General features: G+C 52.2%; 16 protein-coding genes and 1 tRNA gene. 12 read left to right on the top strand and 5 right to left on the bottom strand.

Annotated features, from left to right (window positions below):
• Window positions 1-255 precede the first annotated feature (255 nt).
• From ABFD83_11195 to ABFD83_11180, 4 genes are read left to right on the top strand one after another with little or no spacing between them, the layout of a single operon-like run.
• Window positions 256-834 carry a PadR family transcriptional regulator gene (locus ABFD83_11195; protein MEN6357634.1) on the top strand — a complete coding sequence of 193 codons (579 nt, stop codon included), beginning with the start codon at window positions 256-258 and terminating at the stop codon, window positions 832-834.
• 9 nt (window positions 835-843) lie between these two features.
• Window positions 844-2,220, top strand: a complete 1,377-nt coding sequence (locus ABFD83_11190; protein ID MEN6357633.1) for a TolC family protein — start codon at window positions 844-846, stop codon at window positions 2,218-2,220.
• Entirely contained in the window at window positions 2,221-3,768 is a 1,548-nt protein-coding gene (locus tag ABFD83_11185; protein MEN6357632.1) for an efflux RND transporter periplasmic adaptor subunit, read from the top strand. It begins immediately after the preceding gene.
• Between the two features lie 18 nt (window positions 3,769-3,786).
• Window positions 3,787-7,365, top strand: coding sequence for an efflux RND transporter permease subunit (locus ABFD83_11180; GenBank protein ID MEN6357631.1), 3,579 nt, complete (start codon window positions 3,787-3,789; stop codon window positions 7,363-7,365).
• Between the two features lie 422 nt (window positions 7,366-7,787).
• Here ABFD83_11180 and ABFD83_11175 read toward each other — a convergent pair whose 3' ends face one another.
• Window positions 7,788-9,458 (bottom strand): RNA polymerase sigma factor, encoded by a 1,671-nt coding sequence (locus tag ABFD83_11175; protein ID MEN6357630.1) that lies wholly within the window; start codon window positions 9,456-9,458, stop codon window positions 7,788-7,790.
• A gap of 436 nt (window positions 9,459-9,894) precedes the next feature.
• Here ABFD83_11175 and ABFD83_11170 point away from each other — a divergent pair, with 436 nt between their 5' ends.
• The 8 genes from ABFD83_11170 to ABFD83_11135 all read left to right on the top strand — a co-directional run bounded on the left by ABFD83_11170 (window position 9,895) and on the right by ABFD83_11135 (window position 18,290).
• Window positions 9,895-11,472, top strand: coding sequence for a DUF4118 domain-containing protein (locus tag ABFD83_11170; GenBank protein MEN6357629.1), 1,578 nt, complete (start codon window positions 9,895-9,897; stop codon window positions 11,470-11,472).
• Window positions 11,473-11,474: 2 nt separating this feature from the next.
• Window positions 11,475-12,173 (top strand): response regulator transcription factor, encoded by a 699-nt coding sequence (locus tag ABFD83_11165; GenBank protein ID MEN6357628.1) that lies wholly within the window; start codon window positions 11,475-11,477, stop codon window positions 12,171-12,173.
• 124 nt (window positions 12,174-12,297) lie between these two features.
• Window positions 12,298-12,480, top strand: coding sequence for a hypothetical protein (locus ABFD83_11160; GenBank protein ID MEN6357627.1), 183 nt, complete (start codon window positions 12,298-12,300; stop codon window positions 12,478-12,480).
• Window positions 12,481-12,566: 86 nt separating this feature from the next.
• The gene (kdpF, locus tag ABFD83_11155; protein MEN6357626.1) at window positions 12,567-12,656 is read left to right on the top strand and encodes a K(+)-transporting ATPase subunit F; all 90 of its coding nucleotides are present in this window, start codon (window positions 12,567-12,569) and stop codon (window positions 12,654-12,656) included.
• A 6-nt stretch (window positions 12,657-12,662) separates the two neighbouring features.
• Window positions 12,663-14,390, top strand: coding sequence for a potassium-transporting ATPase subunit KdpA (kdpA, locus tag ABFD83_11150; protein MEN6357625.1), 1,728 nt, complete (start codon window positions 12,663-12,665; stop codon window positions 14,388-14,390).
• A 68-nt stretch (window positions 14,391-14,458) separates the two neighbouring features.
• Window positions 14,459-16,510, top strand: a complete 2,052-nt coding sequence (gene kdpB, locus ABFD83_11145) for a potassium-transporting ATPase subunit KdpB (protein MEN6357624.1) — start codon at window positions 14,459-14,461, stop codon at window positions 16,508-16,510.
• 101 nt (window positions 16,511-16,611) lie between these two features.
• Entirely contained in the window at window positions 16,612-17,196 is a 585-nt protein-coding gene (kdpC, locus tag ABFD83_11140) for a potassium-transporting ATPase subunit KdpC (protein MEN6357623.1), read from the top strand.
• Window positions 17,193-18,290 (top strand): universal stress protein, encoded by a 1,098-nt coding sequence (locus ABFD83_11135; protein ID MEN6357622.1) that lies wholly within the window; start codon window positions 17,193-17,195, stop codon window positions 18,288-18,290. The genes kdpC and ABFD83_11135 overlap by 4 nt, the downstream gene beginning before the upstream one ends.
• Before the next feature lie 261 nt (window positions 18,291-18,551).
• Here the strand turns inward: ABFD83_11135 and ABFD83_11130 are convergent, their stop codons facing one another.
• The 4 genes from ABFD83_11130 to ABFD83_11115 all read right to left on the bottom strand — a co-directional run bounded on the left by ABFD83_11130 (window position 18,552) and on the right by ABFD83_11115 (window position 20,772).
• A complete protein-coding gene (locus ABFD83_11130; protein MEN6357621.1) occupies window positions 18,552-18,941 on the bottom strand; it encodes a nuclear transport factor 2 family protein in 390 nt (129 codons plus the stop codon).
• A 158-nt stretch (window positions 18,942-19,099) separates the two neighbouring features.
• Window positions 19,100-19,681, bottom strand: a complete 582-nt coding sequence (locus tag ABFD83_11125) for a GNAT family N-acetyltransferase (GenBank protein ID MEN6357620.1) — start codon at window positions 19,679-19,681, stop codon at window positions 19,100-19,102.
• 113 nt (window positions 19,682-19,794) lie between these two features.
• Window positions 19,795-19,870: transfer RNA gene (locus ABFD83_11120), tRNA-Asn, on the bottom strand.
• An 83-nt stretch (window positions 19,871-19,953) separates the two neighbouring features.
• A complete protein-coding gene (locus ABFD83_11115) occupies window positions 19,954-20,772 on the bottom strand; it encodes an MBL fold metallo-hydrolase (protein MEN6357619.1) in 819 nt (272 codons plus the stop codon).
• Between the last annotated feature and the right edge of the window lie 45 nt (window positions 20,773-20,817).

Here is a 20,817-nt window from a genome sequence, read left to right as displayed (position 1 = left end):
TGCTTTTATTGGGGTAGATTTTCCACTTTTTTGCATTTGCGCTTCGTTCCACACGCTCAGAGCTTGGGGTTTCCACTTTCTTTGAACCAACAGATTTGAGATCAGTTCCAGCTATCGCAATTGCCTCAACGGGAGCGTTTTTTATTGATGTGTTACAGATTACCCGCGATGCTGAGGATTGACAAGATATTTGCCGATATGGTATATCTCTATTAGATATATCTCTTCAAGAGAAATACTGGCAGGTGCTGAGATTTGATCAGAAAGAATAAAACAAAATACGCTGTACTGGGGTTGTTATCGCATCAGCCGGCTTCCGGATACGACATCAAGAAAGTCTTCGAACGCTATATCGGCAAGTTTTGGAATGAGAGCTATGGTCAGATATATCCGATGACCAAATCTCTGGTGGATGAAGGGTATTCCACTTGCGAGGTTGAGCGGTCCGAAGGCAAGCCGGACCGCCATGTGTTTTCCATCACCGACAAGGGGCTGGAAGAACTGCAAGAATGGCTGGCTCAGCCGACGGAACCGCACAAAGAGCGTCTGGAAGTGCTGCTGAAGCTGATGTGCGGTGCGCATATGCCTGCTGAAGCGAACATCCGGCTGATCGAGCGGTTCCGCAGTGAATGGAGCAACCACCTCAAGAGCTATGCCGAAATCCGGGCTGAGCTGCATGCCGAATACAAAGACAATCCCCACCTGCCTTACTGGCTGATGTCCGTCAACTGCGGAATGCACCTCGGCAACGCATATATCGCCTGGTGCGATGAGACCATCGAGACCCTGAAAGCTATGAATAAGGAAACAACCGAAGAACCGTCAAAACAGTGAGATGATCCAATGAAAAGAGAAGACATTCTAAAATGGGCGACATTTGTTCTTATTGCAGGGCTTGTTATCATATTATCTTCTTCGCTCTCGGCGCAGACTGACATCGATGCCGCAACAAAACCGCCTGTGCTTACTTTGCAACAAGCAATAGATACTGCCATTGCCGGTAACAGGCTGCTTAAAAACTCCAGCCTGGACCTGAGCAACGCGAATGCGGAAATATCAACCACCAGGATCAAGGGCAGACCCAGCATGGCGATCACCGCTGCGGGTTCTCAGTTACTTGAGCCTGTCCACTTCAGTTTTCCACAGGGCATATTCGGCATTTTTCCTGGCGGTCTGGTAATACCGCCGACGGACACGACCGTCACATCTCCCGCTACGTTTTCTGTAATCGCAAACGCCACTCTCATGCAGCCTCTGACTCAGCTCAGGCGCGTCCATCTCGGCGTCAGAATGCAGAGCGCCGCTGCCCAGATATCACAGGAAGACTGGCGCTCACAGCGCAACAGCTTGGTATCGAATGTAAAGCAACTATACTATGGGCTTGCCCAGATCCGGAGTGCGCAAGATACCGTAAAGGAAAGTATCAAGTTTCTCACTGAGTTGGAGCGGTTTGTAAACGATAACGTAACGAATGGGACCGCGCTCGAAACCGATCTGCTTGAGGTCCAGGCCAAACTGGCAAGACAGCAGCACGAACTTGCGATTCTGGACAGCTCATACGCGAGCACAAAGGAAAAGATGAACGTGGCTCTTGGGCGCGACATATCCACTGATTTCACCATCACCACTGTTCCTGATGCAGCGGCTCCCACCAAATCTCTTGCCGAGATTCAATCTCAGGCTTTGGAATCCAGACCCGAGGTCCGCCAGGCGAAGCTCAAGACTCAAATCGCCAGTGATGACGAGAGGTCAAAGCGAAGCGAGTCGATTCCTGATGTCAGTCTCGGAGTAACTTATACCAGGCAGCAAAATATAGACGTCGTTCCGCAGGAACTCATCACTGCAGGGATTATAGCTACCTGGCAGGACCCATTCGACTGGGGTCGAAAGAAGCTCGAACGGTCGGAGAAGGCGAGGATCGCCGAGAAGGCAAATAACGGGCTCCAGGAAACCAAATCTCAGGTCCTTGTGGACGTGAATATGAAATATAGAAACCTTCAGGATGCGCTTTCCCTGCTGGATGCGGACCGCCTTGATGTGAAAGCCAAGGAAGAGAAGCGCAGAGTCACAATGAACCGCTATAAAGAAAACTCAAGCCTGCTGAAAGATGTCCTCGAAGCGGATACCGACCTTGCCGATGCCAACCGTCAGTATCTGCAGGACCAGCTCGCCGCCGCCACGGCCAGGGCGGAACTTGACCAGGCAGTAGGGGAAGACTAGATGCATAAAAAGCAGCTTATCGCACTATCTTTGATACTTGTGCCGCCCTTGGTGGCGGGTTGTGCAAAAGATACCGGCAACAAAGAGGTTACGCCGGTCACAGTCTCGCTGGTCGGCTTTTCGGGAACTGCCGACACTGAGCGAATATATTCCGGGACTATCGAACCAAGAGCTACAGTGCCGGTAGCGTTTACGGTCGGTGGTTATGTCCGTGAAATTCTCAATATAACCGGAGGCGATGGCCAGCCAAGGCTGGTTCAGCAGGGTGATCGAGTAAAAAAAGGCACAATGCTTGCTCACATAAGAGATGTCGACTACGCCGCAATGGTAAACCAGGCGGCAGCTCAGGTCACCGGTAAAGCCGCGCTCACACAGCAGGCTCAATATGGCATGCAGCAGGCCCAGGCATCTTTAGACCGCGCTGCGGCCGGTATCTCCGATGCAAAGGCCGCTCGTGATCAGGCACATACAGGCTATGCGCAGGCCAGGGCAGGGTTAGCTGCCGCCGAGTCTCAACTTGCCGAAGCAAAAGCCGCCTCGCAGGCAGCTGATGCGCTTGTGGACCAGGCCGAAGCAGGCAGAGAAAAAGCACAAAGTGACTTCTCGCGGGCGGACCGCCTGTATTCGACGAAGAGCCTCACTCGGGCCGATTACGATGCTGCAAAAGCGCAGATGAAAGTATCAGAGGCGCAAGTGAAGGCTGCTAAGGAACAGCGCAACGTCGCAAATACAAAGATCGAACAGGCGAAAGTTCAGATTGATGCGAACCGGTCCAAGATGGACGAGACCAGGGCCATTATCGCGCGCAGCGAGGCGGCAATAAAGGGCGCCGTCGCTCAGCGCAGCGCAGCTTTGGCTGCCGTAAAAGGTGCTCAGGCTCAGGTGGAGGCCAGCGCCGCAGGCATCCGCGCCGCCAAGGCTCAACTCAACCAGGCGCAGACTCCTATGGGCGACGCCCGTCTTAAAGCGCCGATTGATGGGATTGTGTTGAAGAGAAATGTCGAGATAGGAAACCTGGTCGGGCCCGGAACTCCCGGGTTCATTATGGCTGACGACTCATCTGTGAAGGTGGTCTTTGGCGTGCCAGATGTCACGGTAAACAGCATCCGCATTGGGGACCCGGCGACAGTTCGCATCCAGGCATATGAGAATCGAGTATTCACGGGCAAAGTGACCGCCGTATCCCCGGCGGCCGACGCCACAAGCCATGTCTTTCAGGTCGAAGTCACTCTCCCGAATAGCACACGAATCCTCAAAGTCGGTATGATTGCGAAGGTGGAATTCGCGGAACCTGAGAAATCCGGTTCCAGTGGCGTTATGGTTCCGTTATCTGCAGTTGTCCGCTGGCCGAAGAGCAGCGACGATTATGCGGTCTATGTAGTGAAAAAAGAACACGGGAGACTGGTTTCTCGTGTGCGCAGAGTTGTGCTTGGCGAAACTGTTGGTAACAAGATTGAGGTCAAGTCCGGGATATTGCGTGGAGATAGTGTGGTCACCAATGGTGCAACCCTTGTGCGAGATGGCGGGCGCGTTAAGGTAGTCGAGTAGACGGAAAGGCAGACAAACGTGAGTCGGGAAGACAACAGATCAATACGTAATAGTAAGAACAATATCTCACGTTTCTTCGTGGAGAATAAGCAGCTCTCATGGGTGCTGCTGATTGCCACATGTCTGTGGGGCATATTTTCCTATGCCAGCATGCCGCAGCGCAAAGACCCGGAAATACTGGTGAGAAAAGCTGTCGCGGTTACTCCATGGGTTGGCGCAAACGCCGAGAAGGTGGAGCAGCTTGTTACAAAAAAAGTCGAAGAGACCATAGGCAAGAACGCCTCGATAAAGAAGATTGAGTCTATATCCAGAGACAACCTTTCGATCGTTTTTTGCGAGATCGACGACAACGTAGACGACACCAAGCTTCAGTTGGATGACATTGCGCTCAACCTCCAGGCGATGGATGACCTGCCGAAGGGAGCAGGACCGGTCAACTTCATACGTGATTTCGGCGACACAGCGGCGCTCATGCTCACGGTCGCAAGCCCGAAGGTCGACGATGTGCAGCTCTCCATTAAAGCTCGCGAGGTGGCAAGCGCAATCAAGAGGGTGAGGTCGAACAGGCCAAGTTTACAGGCCGGGTCTCCGGTTTCAATTGTTGTATGCCTGCCAGTTGATGAGTCTGCCGGTGTTCTTACCGATACAAGCATGGCTTTTGCCGAGTATGCGCGGTCATACGGATTGCTTAAGTCTCCGCATTTATTCCAGGGAGACGGATTTATCGGGCTGGATGGCTTTTCGACACGCAGCAATAAACAGATATCCGATGCCTTACAGGATTACATCCATAACAAACTGCAGGTCTCGGAGATTCACCCGGACGCCTGGCAGCCTGCAATTATTCGCAATCCAAGCAGAACACTGGCTGCTCTACGGCTGGTCGCCGGTGACAAGTACTCTTATTGCCAGATGGACGACATGACCGATTACATCGAGCGCAGCCTAAAGACGGTGAATGAGGTTTCGAAGATCACGCGAAGCGGAGTGCTCGGTGAGCAGATCGACCTCCTGTATTCACAGGAGAGACTGGCCTCATACGGAGTGCAGCCTTCGCGCCTGCCGGATGTTCTGAATGCCCGGAACATTACTCTCCAAGGCGACTCGCTGGACGCAGGAGGCAAACGGGTCACGATTGATCCGAGCGGAGAGTTCAAGACCGAAAAGGAGATCGGGGACGTATTGGTGCCGTCGCAGAATGGCATACCTCTTCACATGAAAGACCTTGTAGATGTGGTGCGCGGCTACGAGACTCCGAGATATATGAACTACTTTTCGTTCAAAGACAAGAATGGTCACTGGCAGAGGACCCGCGCGATCACTCTTGCTGTTCAGATGAAAGCCGGACAGCAAATAGGCCAGTTCGGAAGTGAAGTCAATCAGAAGCTTGATGAGATTAAGGCTCACTTGCCCGATGATATCATTCTCGCCCGCACTTCGGACCAACCTAAACAGGTTACGGAGTATGTCGGTCTTTTCATGAACAGCCTGTATGAGGCGATTGTTCTTGTCGTTTTGGTTTCATTGATCGGTTTCTGGGACTGGCGGTCCGCGGCCCTGATGGCGCTGTCTATTCCTATAACGCTCTTCATGACCTTTGGTATGATGCACCTGATGCATATCGACCTTCAGCAGGTATCTATTGCGACGCTGATTATCGCGCTCGGCTTGCTTGTAGACGTGCCTGTTGTAGCGGGAGATGCTATCAAGCGCCATATGGCGGAGGGCATGCAGCTTTCAGAAGCTTCATGGCGCGGGCCGACCAAGCTTCGTAAAGCAATGATCTTCGCGACTCTCACCAATATCGTGGCATATCTGCCTTTGTTGATCTTGACCGGCAATGTCGGCAAATACCTTTACAGCCTGCCTGTCGTAATTGCGTGCTCGCTTATCGCTGCTCTCATAGTGTCGGCGACATTCATACCTTTCCTGTCTTCGTATATCATGAAGCCAGGAAGAATCGAATCCGCTGAAGAAGCCAGAGCAAAGGGATTCGGGGCTTTTTACAGTAAACTTGTGGGCTGGTTGATAGATCACCGCTGGCGAGTGCTTGCCGGGTCGATGGTCATATTATTATTAGGAGTTTTCTTCTTTTCAAGGCTCCCTCAGCAGTTCTTCCCGAAAGACCTGTCGTATCTTTCATATGTAGATGTCTGGCTTCCGGAGGATGCCACATTCTCGACGACTAACTCCGCAACGGCTCGGGCTGAGGGGATCATAGAGAAGACCATCGCTCAATACGCCAGGCAGGAACATAGAAAAGATGGAGTGCTGAAGTCCCTTACTTCATTTGTTGGAGGGGGTGGGCCGAGGTTCTGGTTTTCGGTCGAGCCGGTGATCCAACAGATGAATTATGCGCAGATAATAGTGGAAGTCAACGACCAGCACGACACACAAAAGCTGCTTAACCATCTTCAGGATGCTCTTTCGTCACAGATGCCTGGAGCAAGGGTGGATGTAAAGCAGCTCGAAACGGGCAAGCCGGTGGGGACACCGGTCGCGCTCGAGATATCAGGGTCCGATATTACGACACTTAGAAGCCTGGCGGAAAAGGCAAAAGGCATCTTACGAAGCACCAGCCTTTCTGCCCGTATCAGAGATGATTGGGGTGAACCGGAGTTTGCCGTAAAGCTCAAGACGGACCCGGACCGCGCCAATATGTCGGGTATAACAAACCTGGATGTCGCGGCCGCTTCCGCGCTTGGCATGTATGGCTACCCGGTAACGATTTTAAGGCAGGGCGACAAGCAAATACCGGTAGTTGCGCGGCTTCGTATGGATGAAAGATCGCAGCTCTCGGATATCGAAAACCTGTATGTATATTCACTGCAAGGTTCGAGTAAAGTGCCGCTGAGACAGGTGTCGGAATTATCCTACGGACTTCAGACTCCCAAGATCAGGCGGATCAATCAGTTCCGCACTATTACTGTATCGTGCTTCCCGGTCGACAGGCATCTGTCGTCGGAAGTGATATCGGCGATCCAGCCGAAGCTGAGTGAGTTTCAACAGAACCTGCCGGTCGGATATAACCTGCATATAGCCGGTGAAAAGGCCGAGCAGGATGATGGGTTCAAAGAACTCGCAATCGTGCTGCTGATATCAGCGGGAATGATCTATATGTCTTTAGTAGTTCAGTTCAGGCACGCCGTGAAGCCGTTCATTGTCTTTGCAGCAATCCCATTTGGAATTGCAGGAGCGCTTTTCGCGCTTTGGCTAATGAGGGCTCCGTTTGGGTTTATGGCGTTCCTTGGGATCGTCAGTCTTGTTGGTGTTATTGTAAGTCACATAATTGTGCTCTTTGATTTCATTGAAGAGCAGCACGACCTTGGCAAACCGTTCCGAGAGGCCGTAATTGACGCCGGAATCCAGAGACTGCGCCCCGTAATGATTACAGTCGCTGCTACCGTGATTGCGCTCTTCCCGCTGGCTATGCACGGTGGCCCGTTGTGGGAGCCGATGTGCTATGCTCAGATTGGCGGACTGACCGCGGCAACATTCATCACGCTGCTCCTTGTGCCTGTAATCTTCGCAATATGCGTGATGGACCTGAAAGTTGTGAAGTGGATAAGCCAGCACGATACAGCTATAGATCAGTAATGTTTTTATAAAAACGCAAAAAAACGGCAGAGCAACCAGTATGTTGCTCTGCCTTAATCTTCATATTTGCTGGCTCATCACTTTCTCTTTCCTCAAAATTGGCGGTGCATTTTCGAGTCCAGAGCGGGAGGCATTTCGTATCTACTCGAATAAAGGAACCAAAGGCCCAATCCTCCTCGGAAAATAGCTGAGAGTGGAGGGTGGAGAGTGGAAAGTCCAGACCAGTCGCCGCCACGTCAGCTCAATTTTATTTAATAGTGGTGAAGCCGAAGGCTTCATGACCGATTCCTTCGAAAATGCGAAACATTTTCGTTCCCTTCGTGGCGAACACGGCAGCGTTCTCCACAGGAGAATCGCGAGAGTGTTCATGCCACGATTCCTATCAAAGGCTGGTGATGAGCGATTCGGCGCTCGGACGACGCTTACTTTTCGTATGCGAACAACCTAGTCTGATCAAACCAGCCCACCGTACAGAAGTTCATAGGCGCCGGGTCTCCGGGATGCGGGAGGACCCCACGGTTGTAGAGAATCCGAAGCCCCTCTGCAGCCGCATTGCCCTTTAGCCAGCAGCGCCATATGCCGAACTGCTCCTCCAGATGACCGAAGCCGAGTTCAGGAAATTTCTCATCAACAAGCCTTTCTGCCCAATCCACTTCCTGAGCAAGCCGCTTGCACACCCGGTCGACTATCTTAAGCATTGCATTGTCGTCTTCCGCGGTAAACACAGGAAATGTGAGCGCCAGCCCATCCTGCTTGCGTTTAAGCATCTCTATCTCCATCGCATTAGCTGCAGCTTCACGCACTTTCTCTGTATCCAAGCCGGTAGCTTGGGCAATAGAATCAATATCGCCCAGTCCTGACGCTACGGCGCGGACTATTAACATCCCGTCCCTGTCCGGATGACTTGTGGGTCTTGCGAACGGCAGGCCATAGGTCCAGAATAACCCGTGGTGAAAACTTGAAGCAGGCGCATCCTGGACTGAAGTGACAGAGAACCCAGGGCACCAAAGCACATACTCTGGAGCGATGTTTTCACCGCCCTGTGCCCAGTAGCGCACTCCGCTTGCCGGGTGAACAGGCGGCTTTGGGCAGGTCTCGGATGATCCCTCTCGGAATAACCCCGTATTGCATACCATTATTGCAAGCGCAGGCCATATACCCGTATTCCAATCGAAGCCCTGCGCGGGTTTTGGAGATGTCTCCCACGCAGCTTGCAATTCAGGCAAAGCCTCCCCGATCACATCTGCCACACGCTCCGATCTCGCCCTGATCTTCCGGCTGATCTCTATCCGGTCCTCCGCATCAAGCGCCACAAACGCAGTCCTGTATCTGCCCCTGCCAACTTTGGCAACCAGCTCTTCAGCCTCAAGCGCATCAAGCGCCTCGCGCACGTATGACTCATTAGCATCAATCCTTTTAGCTATCTGCTCCGGGGTCAGTGCGGTCTTATTTATCGTCAGGCAGATTGACTGCTTCAAAAGACTATCCATCACGCTGCCCGGCCACTCACCGTTGACCGACCATTCCATATGCCTAGGTCCCTGTTTCTTCTGTGCCATCTCACTCACACCTCTCATCAGCTCAGACGATGTCCGAAGGCTCTTGCGTGACTCGTGAAGTATACGCTTGACCGTGCCCGGCGGCATGCCAAGGCTTTCGCCGATCTCCCGGCAGGAACAGCCGTCCAGATAGTGCATGACTATTATCTTGCGGTTAAGGACCGAAAGCTCCGCCAGCATTTCATCTATCCTTGCCTTAACTTCGACATCATCAATCGGCCGATAATAATGGGATTCCGTCACAGCTTCGTAAAGCCCGGTGGTTTCCCGAGACTCCATCAATTGTCGGGAAGAGCACCTACGGGTGATAGTCATAAGCCAAGGGCGAAATTTGGCTGAATCCCGCAGCAGATGGAGATTGGCAAACGCAACCACAAACGCTTGCTGCGCCACATCCTCCGCGCCGTCTTTGGTCCCCACCAGCATCCTCGCCATAGATAACACCCGAGACCTATGCTTCCTCACAAGCTCATCAAAGGCTTCGCGCTTCCCGCCTAACGCCATATTCACAAGTATCGCATCGTCTGTATTCATTGATTTCCAGTATATAGTGCAGATGAAGGTTGCGTTTGGTTCAATGGATTCTATATGTCGTTCAGGAGGCCATAACAAATAAAAAAGCAGAGCATTCATTATAGAATACTCTGCTTTACATTTCGAGTCTAATTGGCTCCCCTGGCTGGACGATTTTAGAACTCATTTCTTCTGAATCAGCAGATTTGGCCTCATAGTATGTGCCGATAGATTGGGGTGACAAACTATGTGCCAATTACCATCATCAACTAGCACTGACAATGTAGAGCATCATTCCTGAGTACTGACATATGACGTATACAAACTTGGTATAGTAATCATGCAATTATATTCTTCTAACTGTAAGCACTCATAAATGGTCTATCACGCCTAGCTTCAGCTTGCAAGATTCCACCCGCACAGCTATCATATCTCAGTAGATACTACAGGAAAGAACATGCGATTATTAAGAATACTCGCAAAACAGCATATTTACGTTTTCGCGGTTGCATGTGTGGCAGTCGCGACAGCGTTGTTTTTCCCAGGGCGACTGCATTTCGCCAAGGGGCAATGGGCACTGTTGTACCTGCTCATCGTTGGGCTTGTTGCCGGGCTGAGCGGTGTGAGGCCGGCCCTTGTTGCCGCTGCGCTAGCTTTTCTATGTTGGAATTTCTTCTTCCTGCCCCCCTACGGTACTTTCGTGGTGCATGATCCGAAAGACTGGCTGTCGTTGTTCGTGTTCCTTGCGGTTGCCATTGCGATGGGGATGCAGACAGGCCGAATGCGAGAGCGCGAGGCAGAGGCTCTTGCGCGGGGACGAGAGATGGCCATGTTGAACCAGTTCAGCGCGCGTCTCGTATCGGATGCCTCCATTTCAGACGTGGCCGAACTTCTGATGAACGAAGTGACGCAGATCACAGGGGCACAGTGCGGTGCGCTGTTCCTAGCGGATCAGGAGAACAAATTGTATGAGATGATGTCTGTTGCGGATGGAAGTTGTCAACTCGACCCGTCGGTTTCGCAAATCGCCGAGTGGGCTTACGCGCAGTCGAAAGCGGTCGGACTACCGCAGATCGAGAAACGCTCTGACCCTGCCGCTGCGGGCTGGCCAATATCGGTGAATCATGCTCAAGCCGGTGTGGAAGGCGGACGCAGTGATCTATTCATCCCGCTGCAGACCGCGGAGAGACAGGAAGGTATTCTCTACGTAGGCCCTCGCTCGGACGGGCGGCCTTACTTGATAGATGATGTTCGCCCATTGGTCGCGGCAGCGAATCAGACGGCTGCGTTCCTTGAACGGAAGCGACTTCAATCAAGCGCTGTCCAAGCGGACGCTCTGCGGGAGGCTGACCGGCTCAAGTCTACTCTTATGTCCTCAGTCTCACACGAACTCAAGACGCCAATCGCTTCAATCGCGGCGACGGTGAGTAATCTCGCCGCTGAGGATGTTGAATGGGACTCGCAGAAAGTCCGACCGGAGTTGGCCAGCATACAGGAGGACATCGACCGGCTCACAGCCAGCATAAACGCTCTTCTGGATCTCTCTCGCTTGGAGTCGGCGGCGTGGGAGCCGAAGAAAGAATGGTTTGATTTGGCGGATGTGCTGTGGGCGGCGGTATCTAAAGTGCCGCAAAAGCAGAAGTCGAGAGTCATGGTCTCGCTGCCAGACTCCCTGCCTATGGTCTGCGTAGACTTCACGCAGATGGCGAGAGCCGTGGAGAACTTGCTTACGAACGCGCTCGCATACTCTCCACAGGACAGTCCCGTTCGGATGGGCGCTTCAGTCGAAGACAGCTTGCTCAGGATATGGGTCGAAGACCGGGGCCTGGGAATCCGACCTGACGAACGCGAGAAGATATTCGAGAAGTTCTATCGAGGCGAGTCCTCATCCCGATCTGCCTCCGGTACCGGTTTGGGACTTGCAGTAACCCGTGAAATAGTGCGTTTTCATGGCGGCAGGATATGGGTCGAGGATGTGATCCCACATGGAGCGCGATTTGTGATCTCGCTTCCGCTTGAAGAGGTTCCAGAGTAACAATGAGCGCACCCGAGAAAAGCCCAAAAATACTTGTCGTGGATGATGAGGAGCAGATTCGCAGGGCGCTGAAGTCGATACTCACCGCCCGCAAGTATGACATTGTCCTTGCCGTAAATGGAGACGAAGCCATTGACCTTGCGATTGACAACCCGCCCGACCTGGTGATCCTCGATATGGCCATGCCGGGTCTCAAGGGAACCGAGGTCTGTCAGGAGCTTCGCAATTGGTATGAGGGTCCGATCCTAATGTTGTCGGTGATCGGCAGCGATACCGAAAAGGCTGCTGCACTAGACATTGGAGCAGATGACTACCTGACCAAGCCGTTTTCCACGACCGAACTACTTGCCCGAATTCGCGCTCTGCTCAGAAGGTCTGCAGCCCGCATCACTTCTCCACCCGTCATTATGACCGGTGATTTGGAGATTGATATAGCCAAACGCACGGTGAAGAGTTTGGGTGAAGAGATAGAACTCACTCGAATGGAGTTCGATATCCTTGCGTACCTCGCCCAGAATGCCGACCGTGTTGTTACTTCAAAGATGCTGCTCGAAAAGGTCTGGGGACCGGAGTATGCCGAGGACGCCCAGACACTTCGAGTCCACATAAGCCACCTTCGCAAGAAGATAGAGCCTCGGCCATCCTCACCTCGCTATATCCTAACGGAGACCGGCGTCGGTTTTCGTTTCGCCGCCTCTTAAAATCATCAGGTATACAAAAGTTTAACAAGCCCCCTTACCTGGTTTATAACTCATTTATACCTCCATCGGTAGACTAGTAATGAATGAGCAAAGCTTCGATTGGCCGGGCTCGGGAGGTCTTCCGATGGATGCATGGTATGGATTACTTGCCTTGGTGGCTTTCATAGTGGCTGTGAAGTTATATACATGGTGTCAGATGCTTTATTGGAGCAGTCTGGAATACATGGAAGACTGGAAGCCAAGCCAGATGGGACAAAGACAAAAATACTCGGTGGTCGATGACAATAAGGAGCGACGAGATGCTTGATATCGCTTATGCTGCAATCGTATTGGTGTTTTTCTGGATAAGCCTGCTTTATGTAAGAGCAGCGGAGAGGTTGTAGGAGGTCGGAAATGAGTATGGATTACGTCATCGTTGGAGCAATCTCGGCAGGACTGTTGGTCTATCTACTTTTCTGTCTTCTTCAGCCGGAAAGGCTGTGACATGAGATGATCTGGATTGGAATAGCGCAGATAGCGGTGTTTGTAGTCGCCCTCCTGGCGCTTACGAAACCTATGGGGACATATATAGCCCGAGTGTTCAAGCGCGAGAAGACACTGCTCGACCCTGTGCTGCGACCCATCGAAAGTGCGGTATACAGAGTGTGCGGAGTCGATCCGGACCGCGAGATGAAATGGACGACATATACGTCCACAATGCTGATCTTCAGCATGGTGTGTGTGCTCGTTCTATACGTCATACTTCGACTCCAGAGCATTCATCCCTGGAACGCGGCTCACGCTCCGGCGATGAACCCGTACCTTGCCTTTAATACAGCCGTAAGCTTCGTGACCAACACCAACTGGCAGGCATACTCGGGTGAGAGCGCCGCAACCTATTTCACGCAGATGATCGGGCTTACCTGGCAGAACTTCATCTCCGCTGGTGTGGGTTTGGCTCTGGCTATTGCTTTCATCAGAGCGCTTTCACGCCAGTCGGTAGAGGAGATCGGCAACTTCTGGGTTGATCTCACCAGGGGGTGTCTGTGGGTGCTGCTACCGCTGTCGATTATGTTCGGGCTGGTACTTATGTCGCAAGGCGTGATCCAGAACTTGTCTCCTTACGTCCATGCCACGACAATGGAATGCAGCAAACAGATCATCGCGCAGGGTCCAGTGGCTTCACAGGAGGCGATTAAGATACTGGGCATCAATGGCGGCGGCTTCTTCAACGCCAACTCCGCTCATCCCTATGAAAATCCCACCCCTCTCACGAACTATCTGCAGGTACTTGCGATCTTCATAATACCAGCCGGGCTGACCTATGCGTTCGGTCGGTTCGTCGGCAATCAGAAGCAAGGGTGGGCGCTGTTCGCGACCATGCTGATTCTCTTTGTGGCAGGGGTAAGCGGTATCTATTGGGCCGAACAAACTGGCAATTCCATTCTATCTCACATCGGTGTGAACCAGATGCCGAGCGTTGCGCAGTCCGGCGGCAATATGGAGGGCAAGGAAGTCCGCTTCGGCATATCCGGCTCGGCTCTCTTTGCCGCCGCGACCACGGACGCATCCTGCGGAGCAGTCAACTCGATGCATGATAGCTATACCCCGCTCGGTGGCGGGATTGCCATGCTTAATATCGCTCTTGGCGAGATTATATTCGGCGGTGTCGGCTCGGGTTTGCTGGGGATGCTTGTCTTCGCAATACTCGCCGTCTTTATCGCCGGGCTGATGGTCGGGCGGACCCCCGAGTACCTCGGAAAGAAGATCGAGGGAAAAGAGATGAAAATGGCGATGCTGGCCGTCTTAGTCTTGGCTGCGAGCATCCTGGGCTTTAGCGCCGTTGCATCGGTTACGCACTCCGGTCTGGCGGGTCGGCTCAATATGGGTCCGCATGGCCTGGCCGAGATGCTATATGCCGCGACTTCTGCCACCGGCAACAACGGCAGCGCATTCGCCGGTCTGAGCGTCAACACGCCTTTTTATGATACGGTGCTCGGTCTCGCAATGCTTGTAGGCAGGTTCTTGTTCATAGTGCCCATCATGGCAATTGCAGGCTCGCTCGTAAAAAAGAAGCGAGTGCCCGAATCCAGCGGGACATTTCCTACCACAGGCGGGCTGTTCGTCGGTCTGCTGGTGGGAGTGATATTGATAGTCGGAGCGCTCACATTTTTCCCGGCCTATGCGCTCGGACCTGTTGTGGAGCACCTTTTGATGGAGGCGGGGAAGCTCTTTTAATGGAGGTATGAGAAGTGTCGGAACGCAGTTCGGTAGACAACGTTCAAGAAGATGGGACGCAGGTAGTGATGCCGACTCACGAGGTGTCGAAGCATAGACGCCGCCGGCGAGTGTCGGTGGCGCGGCTCATTCCTCAAGCTTCCCTTGATGCGCTGAAGAAGCTCAACCCGAGAAAGATGGTCCACAATCCTGTAATGTTTGTGGTCGAAATCGGCAGTATCATAAGCAGCTATTATGCGATTGTTGAAGCTATATGCGGAGGTTCCAATGCGGCGTTTTTAGGAGCGATAGCTGCCTGGCTGTGGTTTACGGTGGTCTTTGCTAACTTTGCCGAAGCGATGGCCGAAGGCCGAGGAAAAGCACAAGCTGATACGCTCCGCAAGATGAAGACGGAGACTATGGCAAACCTCCTTGATGGCGACACTGTGCGGCAGGTGTCGGCGACACTGTTAAAGCGTGGAAATATCGTCGTTGTGTCCGCCGGGGAGATCATACCCGGTGACGGCGAAGTGGTCGAGGGTATCGCGTCGGTGGACGAGTCGGCTATTACCGGGGAGTCTGCTCCCGTGATACGAGAGAGCGGCGGTGACCGCAGCGCAGTCACGGGTGGCACTAAGGTGCTGTCCGATCAGATAAGGGTCAAGATCATGTCAGAGCCGGGCCAGAGCTTTCTCGACAAGATGATATCGCTGGTAGAGGGCGCATCACGGCAGAAAACCCCTAACGAGATTGCACTCGACATACTGCTTGCGGGACTCACGATCATATTCATGCTGGTGGTCATCACCCTCGAATGCTATGCGATCTACTCCGGCGGGGAAGTTCCTATTTCGATTCTTATCGCTCTCCTGGTGTGCCTCATACCGACGACCATCGGCGGCTTGCTATCGGCCATCGGGATTGCCGGAATGGACCGCCTGGTGCAGCACAACGTGCTGGCGATGTCGGGGCGAGCCGTAGAGGCGGCGGGTGATGTTAATACTCTACTTCTCGATAAGACGGGAACCATAACATTCGGGAACCGTCAGGCTGCTGAGTTCTTACCGGTCAACGGGTATTCGGAAAAGGAAGTCGCCGACCTCGCCCAGCTTGCATCTTTGAGTGACGAGACCCCTGAGGGACGGTCGATAGTTGTGTTAGCCAAAAAGTTTGGCTTCAGGGACAGGCATATTGACCCCAACGCCGAGTTTGTCGAGTTCACCGCGCAGACCCGAATGAGTGGCATAGACCTGGAAAATCATTACATACGCAAGGGCGCTGCAGACGCAGTTATATCCTGGGTTCAACAGCAGAGCGGTTCGATACCGGATCAACTGCGTCCGATAGTCGAATCGGTCTCCAACTCAGGCGGCACTCCGCTGGTTGTGGCCAAAGACAGCAGCGTTGTGGGTGTCATTCACCTCAAGGACGTAGTAAAAGGCGGCATTAAGGAACGCTTCGATCAGCTTAGAGCGATGGGGATACGCACGGTCATGATAACCGGAGACAATCCTCTCACGGCAGCGGCCATCGCAAAAGAAGCCGGAGTCGATGATTTCCTGGCCCAAGCAACTCCAGAAAACAAGATGGAGCTTATTAGAAAAGAGCAGGGCCAGGGCAAGCTCGTGGCGATGACCGGCGATGGAACCAACGACGCTCCCGCGCTTGCACAGGCTGATGTTGGCGTTGCTATGAACACTGGGACAATGGCTGCAAAGGAAGCCGGTAACATGGTGGATCTGGACTCCAACCCCACAAAGCTGATAGAGATCGTCGAGATAGGCAAGCAGCTTCTGATGACTCGCGGGGCGCTGACCACGTTCAGCATCGCAAATGACGTCGCAAAGTACTTTGCTATCATACCGGCCATATTCGCATCGACCTACCCTGTGCTCGACAAGCTCAATATTATGCACTTACACTCGCCGCACAGCGCGATTTTGTCGGCAATTGTCTTCAACGCGCTGATAATTGTTGCACTGATACCGCTTGCTCTGCGCGGAGTAAAATATCGTCCTCTTGGGGCTGCGTCGCTTTTGCAGCGCAACTTATTGATCTATGGCCTTGGGGGAATTATCGTTCCGTTTATGGGTCTAAAGCTGATAGACATGGTGCTGGTCGCTTTGGGACTTGCGGGATAGGAGCCTCCAGTGGGGGTTGCCCACATGTTTCGTTTGAAAGCCAGCCTGGTTGCAAACTACAGTATGTCGTTAACAGGCTGTGGTTACTTTGGAGGTATATGATGGGAAGACACACATCTATCGCGATTCGCGTGGCGTTTGTTACAATACTGGTGTTCGGAGTGCTCTATCCTCTGGCGATGACGGGCTTGGCGCAACTGCTCTTCCCCAGGCAGGCAAACGGCAGTCTGGTACGGGAACACGGCAATGTAATAGGCTCGGAGTTGATCGGCCAACAATTCACCGCGCCAGGTTACTTCCACCCACGGCCATCCGCGGCAGGCAAGGGCTATGACGCCGCATCGTCCGGCGGATCGAACCTGGGACCCACCAGCAGAGTGCTTGCCGATGCCGTAAAAGAGCGGGTAGAAGATGCAGCGCGACAGAATCCGAGCCTTACCAAAGCTCGGATACCAGCGGACATGGTGACGGCTTCGGGCAGCGGACTGGACCCCGACATAAGTGTTGCCAATGCTTACGCTCAAGTGCCGAGAGTGGCAAGGGCGCGCGGTCTGTCTGGTACCCGCGTCAGGAGACTTGTGGACAAGAACATTATCGGACGCACGTTTGGTTTCCTTGGTGAGCCGAGGGTAAACGTGCTCGAGATCAACAAAGCGCTGGATGCAGCGAGTGGAAGTGCCAGATGACCGGTCAGCGAGGTAGACTAAAAATATTTCTTGGGGCGGTAGCCGGGGTTGGAAAGACATACAAGATGCTTTCCGAGGCTCGTCGTCGTCTCAGTAGGGGCGAGGATATTGTTATCGGCCTGATCGAGACCCACGGTCGTCCCGCCACTGCCGAGCTTATGGAAGGCTTCGAGCAGATACCCCTCAAGAAGCTGGAGTATCGCGGGGCTGAATTTTACGAAGTCGATACGGCTGCTGTGATAGCCCGCCACCCGGAATGGGTCATGATAGACGAACTGGCCCACACGAATGTCCCCGGCACGGTGCATGCCAAGCGTTGGCAAAGCGTCGAAGAGATCCGTGACGCAGGTATAAACGTTATCACGACTCTCAATATCCAGCACGTTGAAAGCCTCAATGACGTAATATTCGAGATCACAGGTGTGCGGGTTCGCGAGACAGTGCCCGATTGGATTGTGGATACGGCCAACGAAATAGAGTTGGTCGACCTGACGCCCGATGCACTCATCAACCGCCTCAAGCGCGGCGACATCTACAAAGAGGAGAAAATACCCCAGGCGCTTGCCAATTTCTTCCGCAAGGGTAATATTGTTGCTCTCCGCGAACTTGCCCTGCAAAGAACCGCCGAAGAAGTCGACGAGCAGCTCCACGAATATATGGAAGCACACGATATGGCTCAGGGCAAGCTGGCTCGTGAGCACATTCTTGTGTGTATTGCGCCCCGTCCAACGGCGCAGAAACTGGTCCGGAGGGGTTATCGTATAGCAAAGCGCCTGCAGGGAACGTTCGACGTTGTATTCGTGCGCCCACCTGGAGCCAGTTTGACCAAGCGAGAGCAGGAGATGCTTCAGGGTGTCTATGATCTTGCCAGGAACTTTGGGGGCAAGGTGGTGGAGTTGGAAGGTGATTCAGTCGCGAGTGAGATAATCCGCTACGCCGGTCAGGCTGGTGCAACCGTCATCGTGATGGGTCAATCAGCCCGCAGTCGGGTCCAAGAGATAGTGAAGGGGTCGATTATCAACCGCATAATGCGAAAGACGAAGGACATCGATATAGTTGTTGTGGCGGATTCCGAAATGGATAATGTCAGTTGAGATTAATATTTAGCTGCCATCGGCTTCACACGCATCTGTAGCCTACAAAGTGTTCCAGAAAATAGTTCTTTGGTGTAGTGATACTCTGGAAAACCAGGATGGACTCGAACCACTTCGATATCGAGGCAAAATACTCAACTTTCACAATTTGAGATCAGAATTGGGACTAATGTATGGATGTGACGAGCTAAGTTGCCTCTGAAATTTGTTGGCTCCCCTGGCTGGACGATTTTAGAACTACTCTGGCTCAGGTTGTATATCCTAAGGCATTTCGGGAAGAGGGTCTTCCGAAACAACCAAAGTCCCTTGATGAAATAGCATCTGCCATTCGTCATCTATCTTTTTCCAGATAGAGCTTCTCAGCGATTCAGAGGCAGTCCCGTCTGTTTTTGTTTGGATTGTCCTAAACGTTGTTTGGATAACATCGTGCGATAGAGTCCTTGCCTCCATATTTTTGGCCTGATAAACAGTCCCACAATTCGGAAGATTTTCAAGAATACCTTTTTTATTATATACACCACCTGAGCTTCCAAATTCCAGAAAAACATCTGCTAGTAAACGTGCCAACAACTCCCGAGACCTTCTTATTTCTGGTTTAAGTAGCGATAATTCTTTCTGTTTTACTAGGTCTTCGTCTTTCATTTTATCCATTTATTTACTTTCATATATTTGGCCAGTAAGCTTAAACTTAGTTTACGCCCTTAATATGGTCACGATACCGTGGACTCTCATACATATTCATATCTTCATGCTCATTGCCCCAGGCAACAATTGTTAACATCATTCTTCCTGCACCCGGCGTTCCTCCTCTACAGTTCCTTTCTCATCACCACTTTATCATCGAGCCTTGCCACTTCCACAAACCCAGCCTTTTCATACAGTCGAATCGGACCGTTGTAGTCGTAATAGATACGGTCTTTTTGCACTGTGGCATATCCCTCAACTGCCGTATAACCATCCGCTCTGGCATCGGAGATCACACGTTCCAGCAATGCAGTTGCGACGCCCATACCGCGGTATTCCGGTGCTATCGCAAAACAAACAACCGACATAGTTTTTCCGCAGGCGTTTTTGCGGGCAAAATCGGGAATCCAGCTTATATAATCATCCATATCTCCGGCGTTACACCAAGCGATGGACTTGTCATTGTTAAAAGCCAAATATCCGCGTATCTTCTCTTCAGCTAACAATCTAACAGCGTACCTGCGGACAGTCCCTTTCACATCGCTCCCAAATTCACTCACCATCTGCCGTTCGGTTGAGGCGTCCATGCTAGGGCCGGTGCAATAACAAGGGCCGCAGGGGTTGTTGTCTGAAAATGCTCGATTATCAAAGAAATCAAGATAGTCAGGCGTCAAGTCAAGAGTTAAGGGCTTAATAATAAGATTCATAGCGCCTATCGTCCTTTCCGCGAATATTACGGCGACCTCGTCTCCAAGACTCGCCAAACGTACAAAAAGGCAGAGCAATTATACAACTGCTCTGCCTTAATCTTCAAATTTGTTGGCTCCCCGGCGTGGACTCGAACCACGAACCCCCTGGTTAACAGCCAAGTGCTCTGCCAATTGAGCTACCGAGGATCATTATTGTCAACATCAGAATTATACCAAGTGGCGCGCTGGAGTGTCAATACTTTTTGGAGTTTTTTGGTGTAACTGCGCGACTATACATTTAGAATAATCCCGTCATATGCCACGTCTATACCATATTTTCCGGCAGCCTCCTCCAGTTCTTCATGCAGCACGCCTATGTTGTGCGAGAAGTGAGTTATTATTGTACGTGTCGATGAAGTCACGGCACCCGAGCGGGTGAGGTGATCGTGCAGGGCAATCACTGAGTCAAGGTTCATATGCGATACGGCTCGGTGAGGAGTGATTAGTCCAAATGTGCACTCTACTATCAGCAAGTCAAATTTAAGGCGCGATAGAAAATCCAGCGTTTCCCTACAGTAATCACCGGTATCTGAGGCATAAAGGACAGTCGCGTCCTTGGATTTGATAACATAGTTCAGGCACTGCTCACCTTTAGCGTGACTTGCGATGATGGGTGTAAATGTAAGATCGTCTGCCTGGATGGGCATAAACGGCTCGGCCGGATGTGGTTCAAGAGGCATTTCATATTGATCGCACAGAGATTTTACGGCACTTATTACTTTTGAATTAGCGTATACTTTAATTGGCGCATTTGCCAGGTTGTGTGAAAAGCCTTCTCTTGTGTATTCGATCTCGTCCGGGGCGAAATGATCGCCGTGAGAATGAGTGTAAAAGAGATACTTCAGGTGTGAGAGGTCTAGCCCATGGCGGATGACATGGTAATAGGTATCCGGTGGTAGGTCGATTTTGTATATATCGTCAATCTGAACGGATGAACGGCTTCTGAGGTTCTTTCCTCCGGCAGCGCGTGCTCTTTTGCATGTGTCGCATCCGCAGAAGATACCGGGCCATCCTTCTGCAGCAGCCGTGCCGAGTATCTGTATTTTCATATTACAACCTCGCGATGTGTATCATTTCTGCCATTATAACAAAAG

This window comes from Armatimonadota bacterium, from assembly GCA_039679645.1.
Lineage (GTDB): Bacteria > Armatimonadota > UBA5829 > UBA5829 > UBA5829 > UBA5829.
The sequence above is the reverse complement of the archived record's forward strand: the minus strand, read 5'-3'. Positions and strand labels throughout refer to the sequence as shown.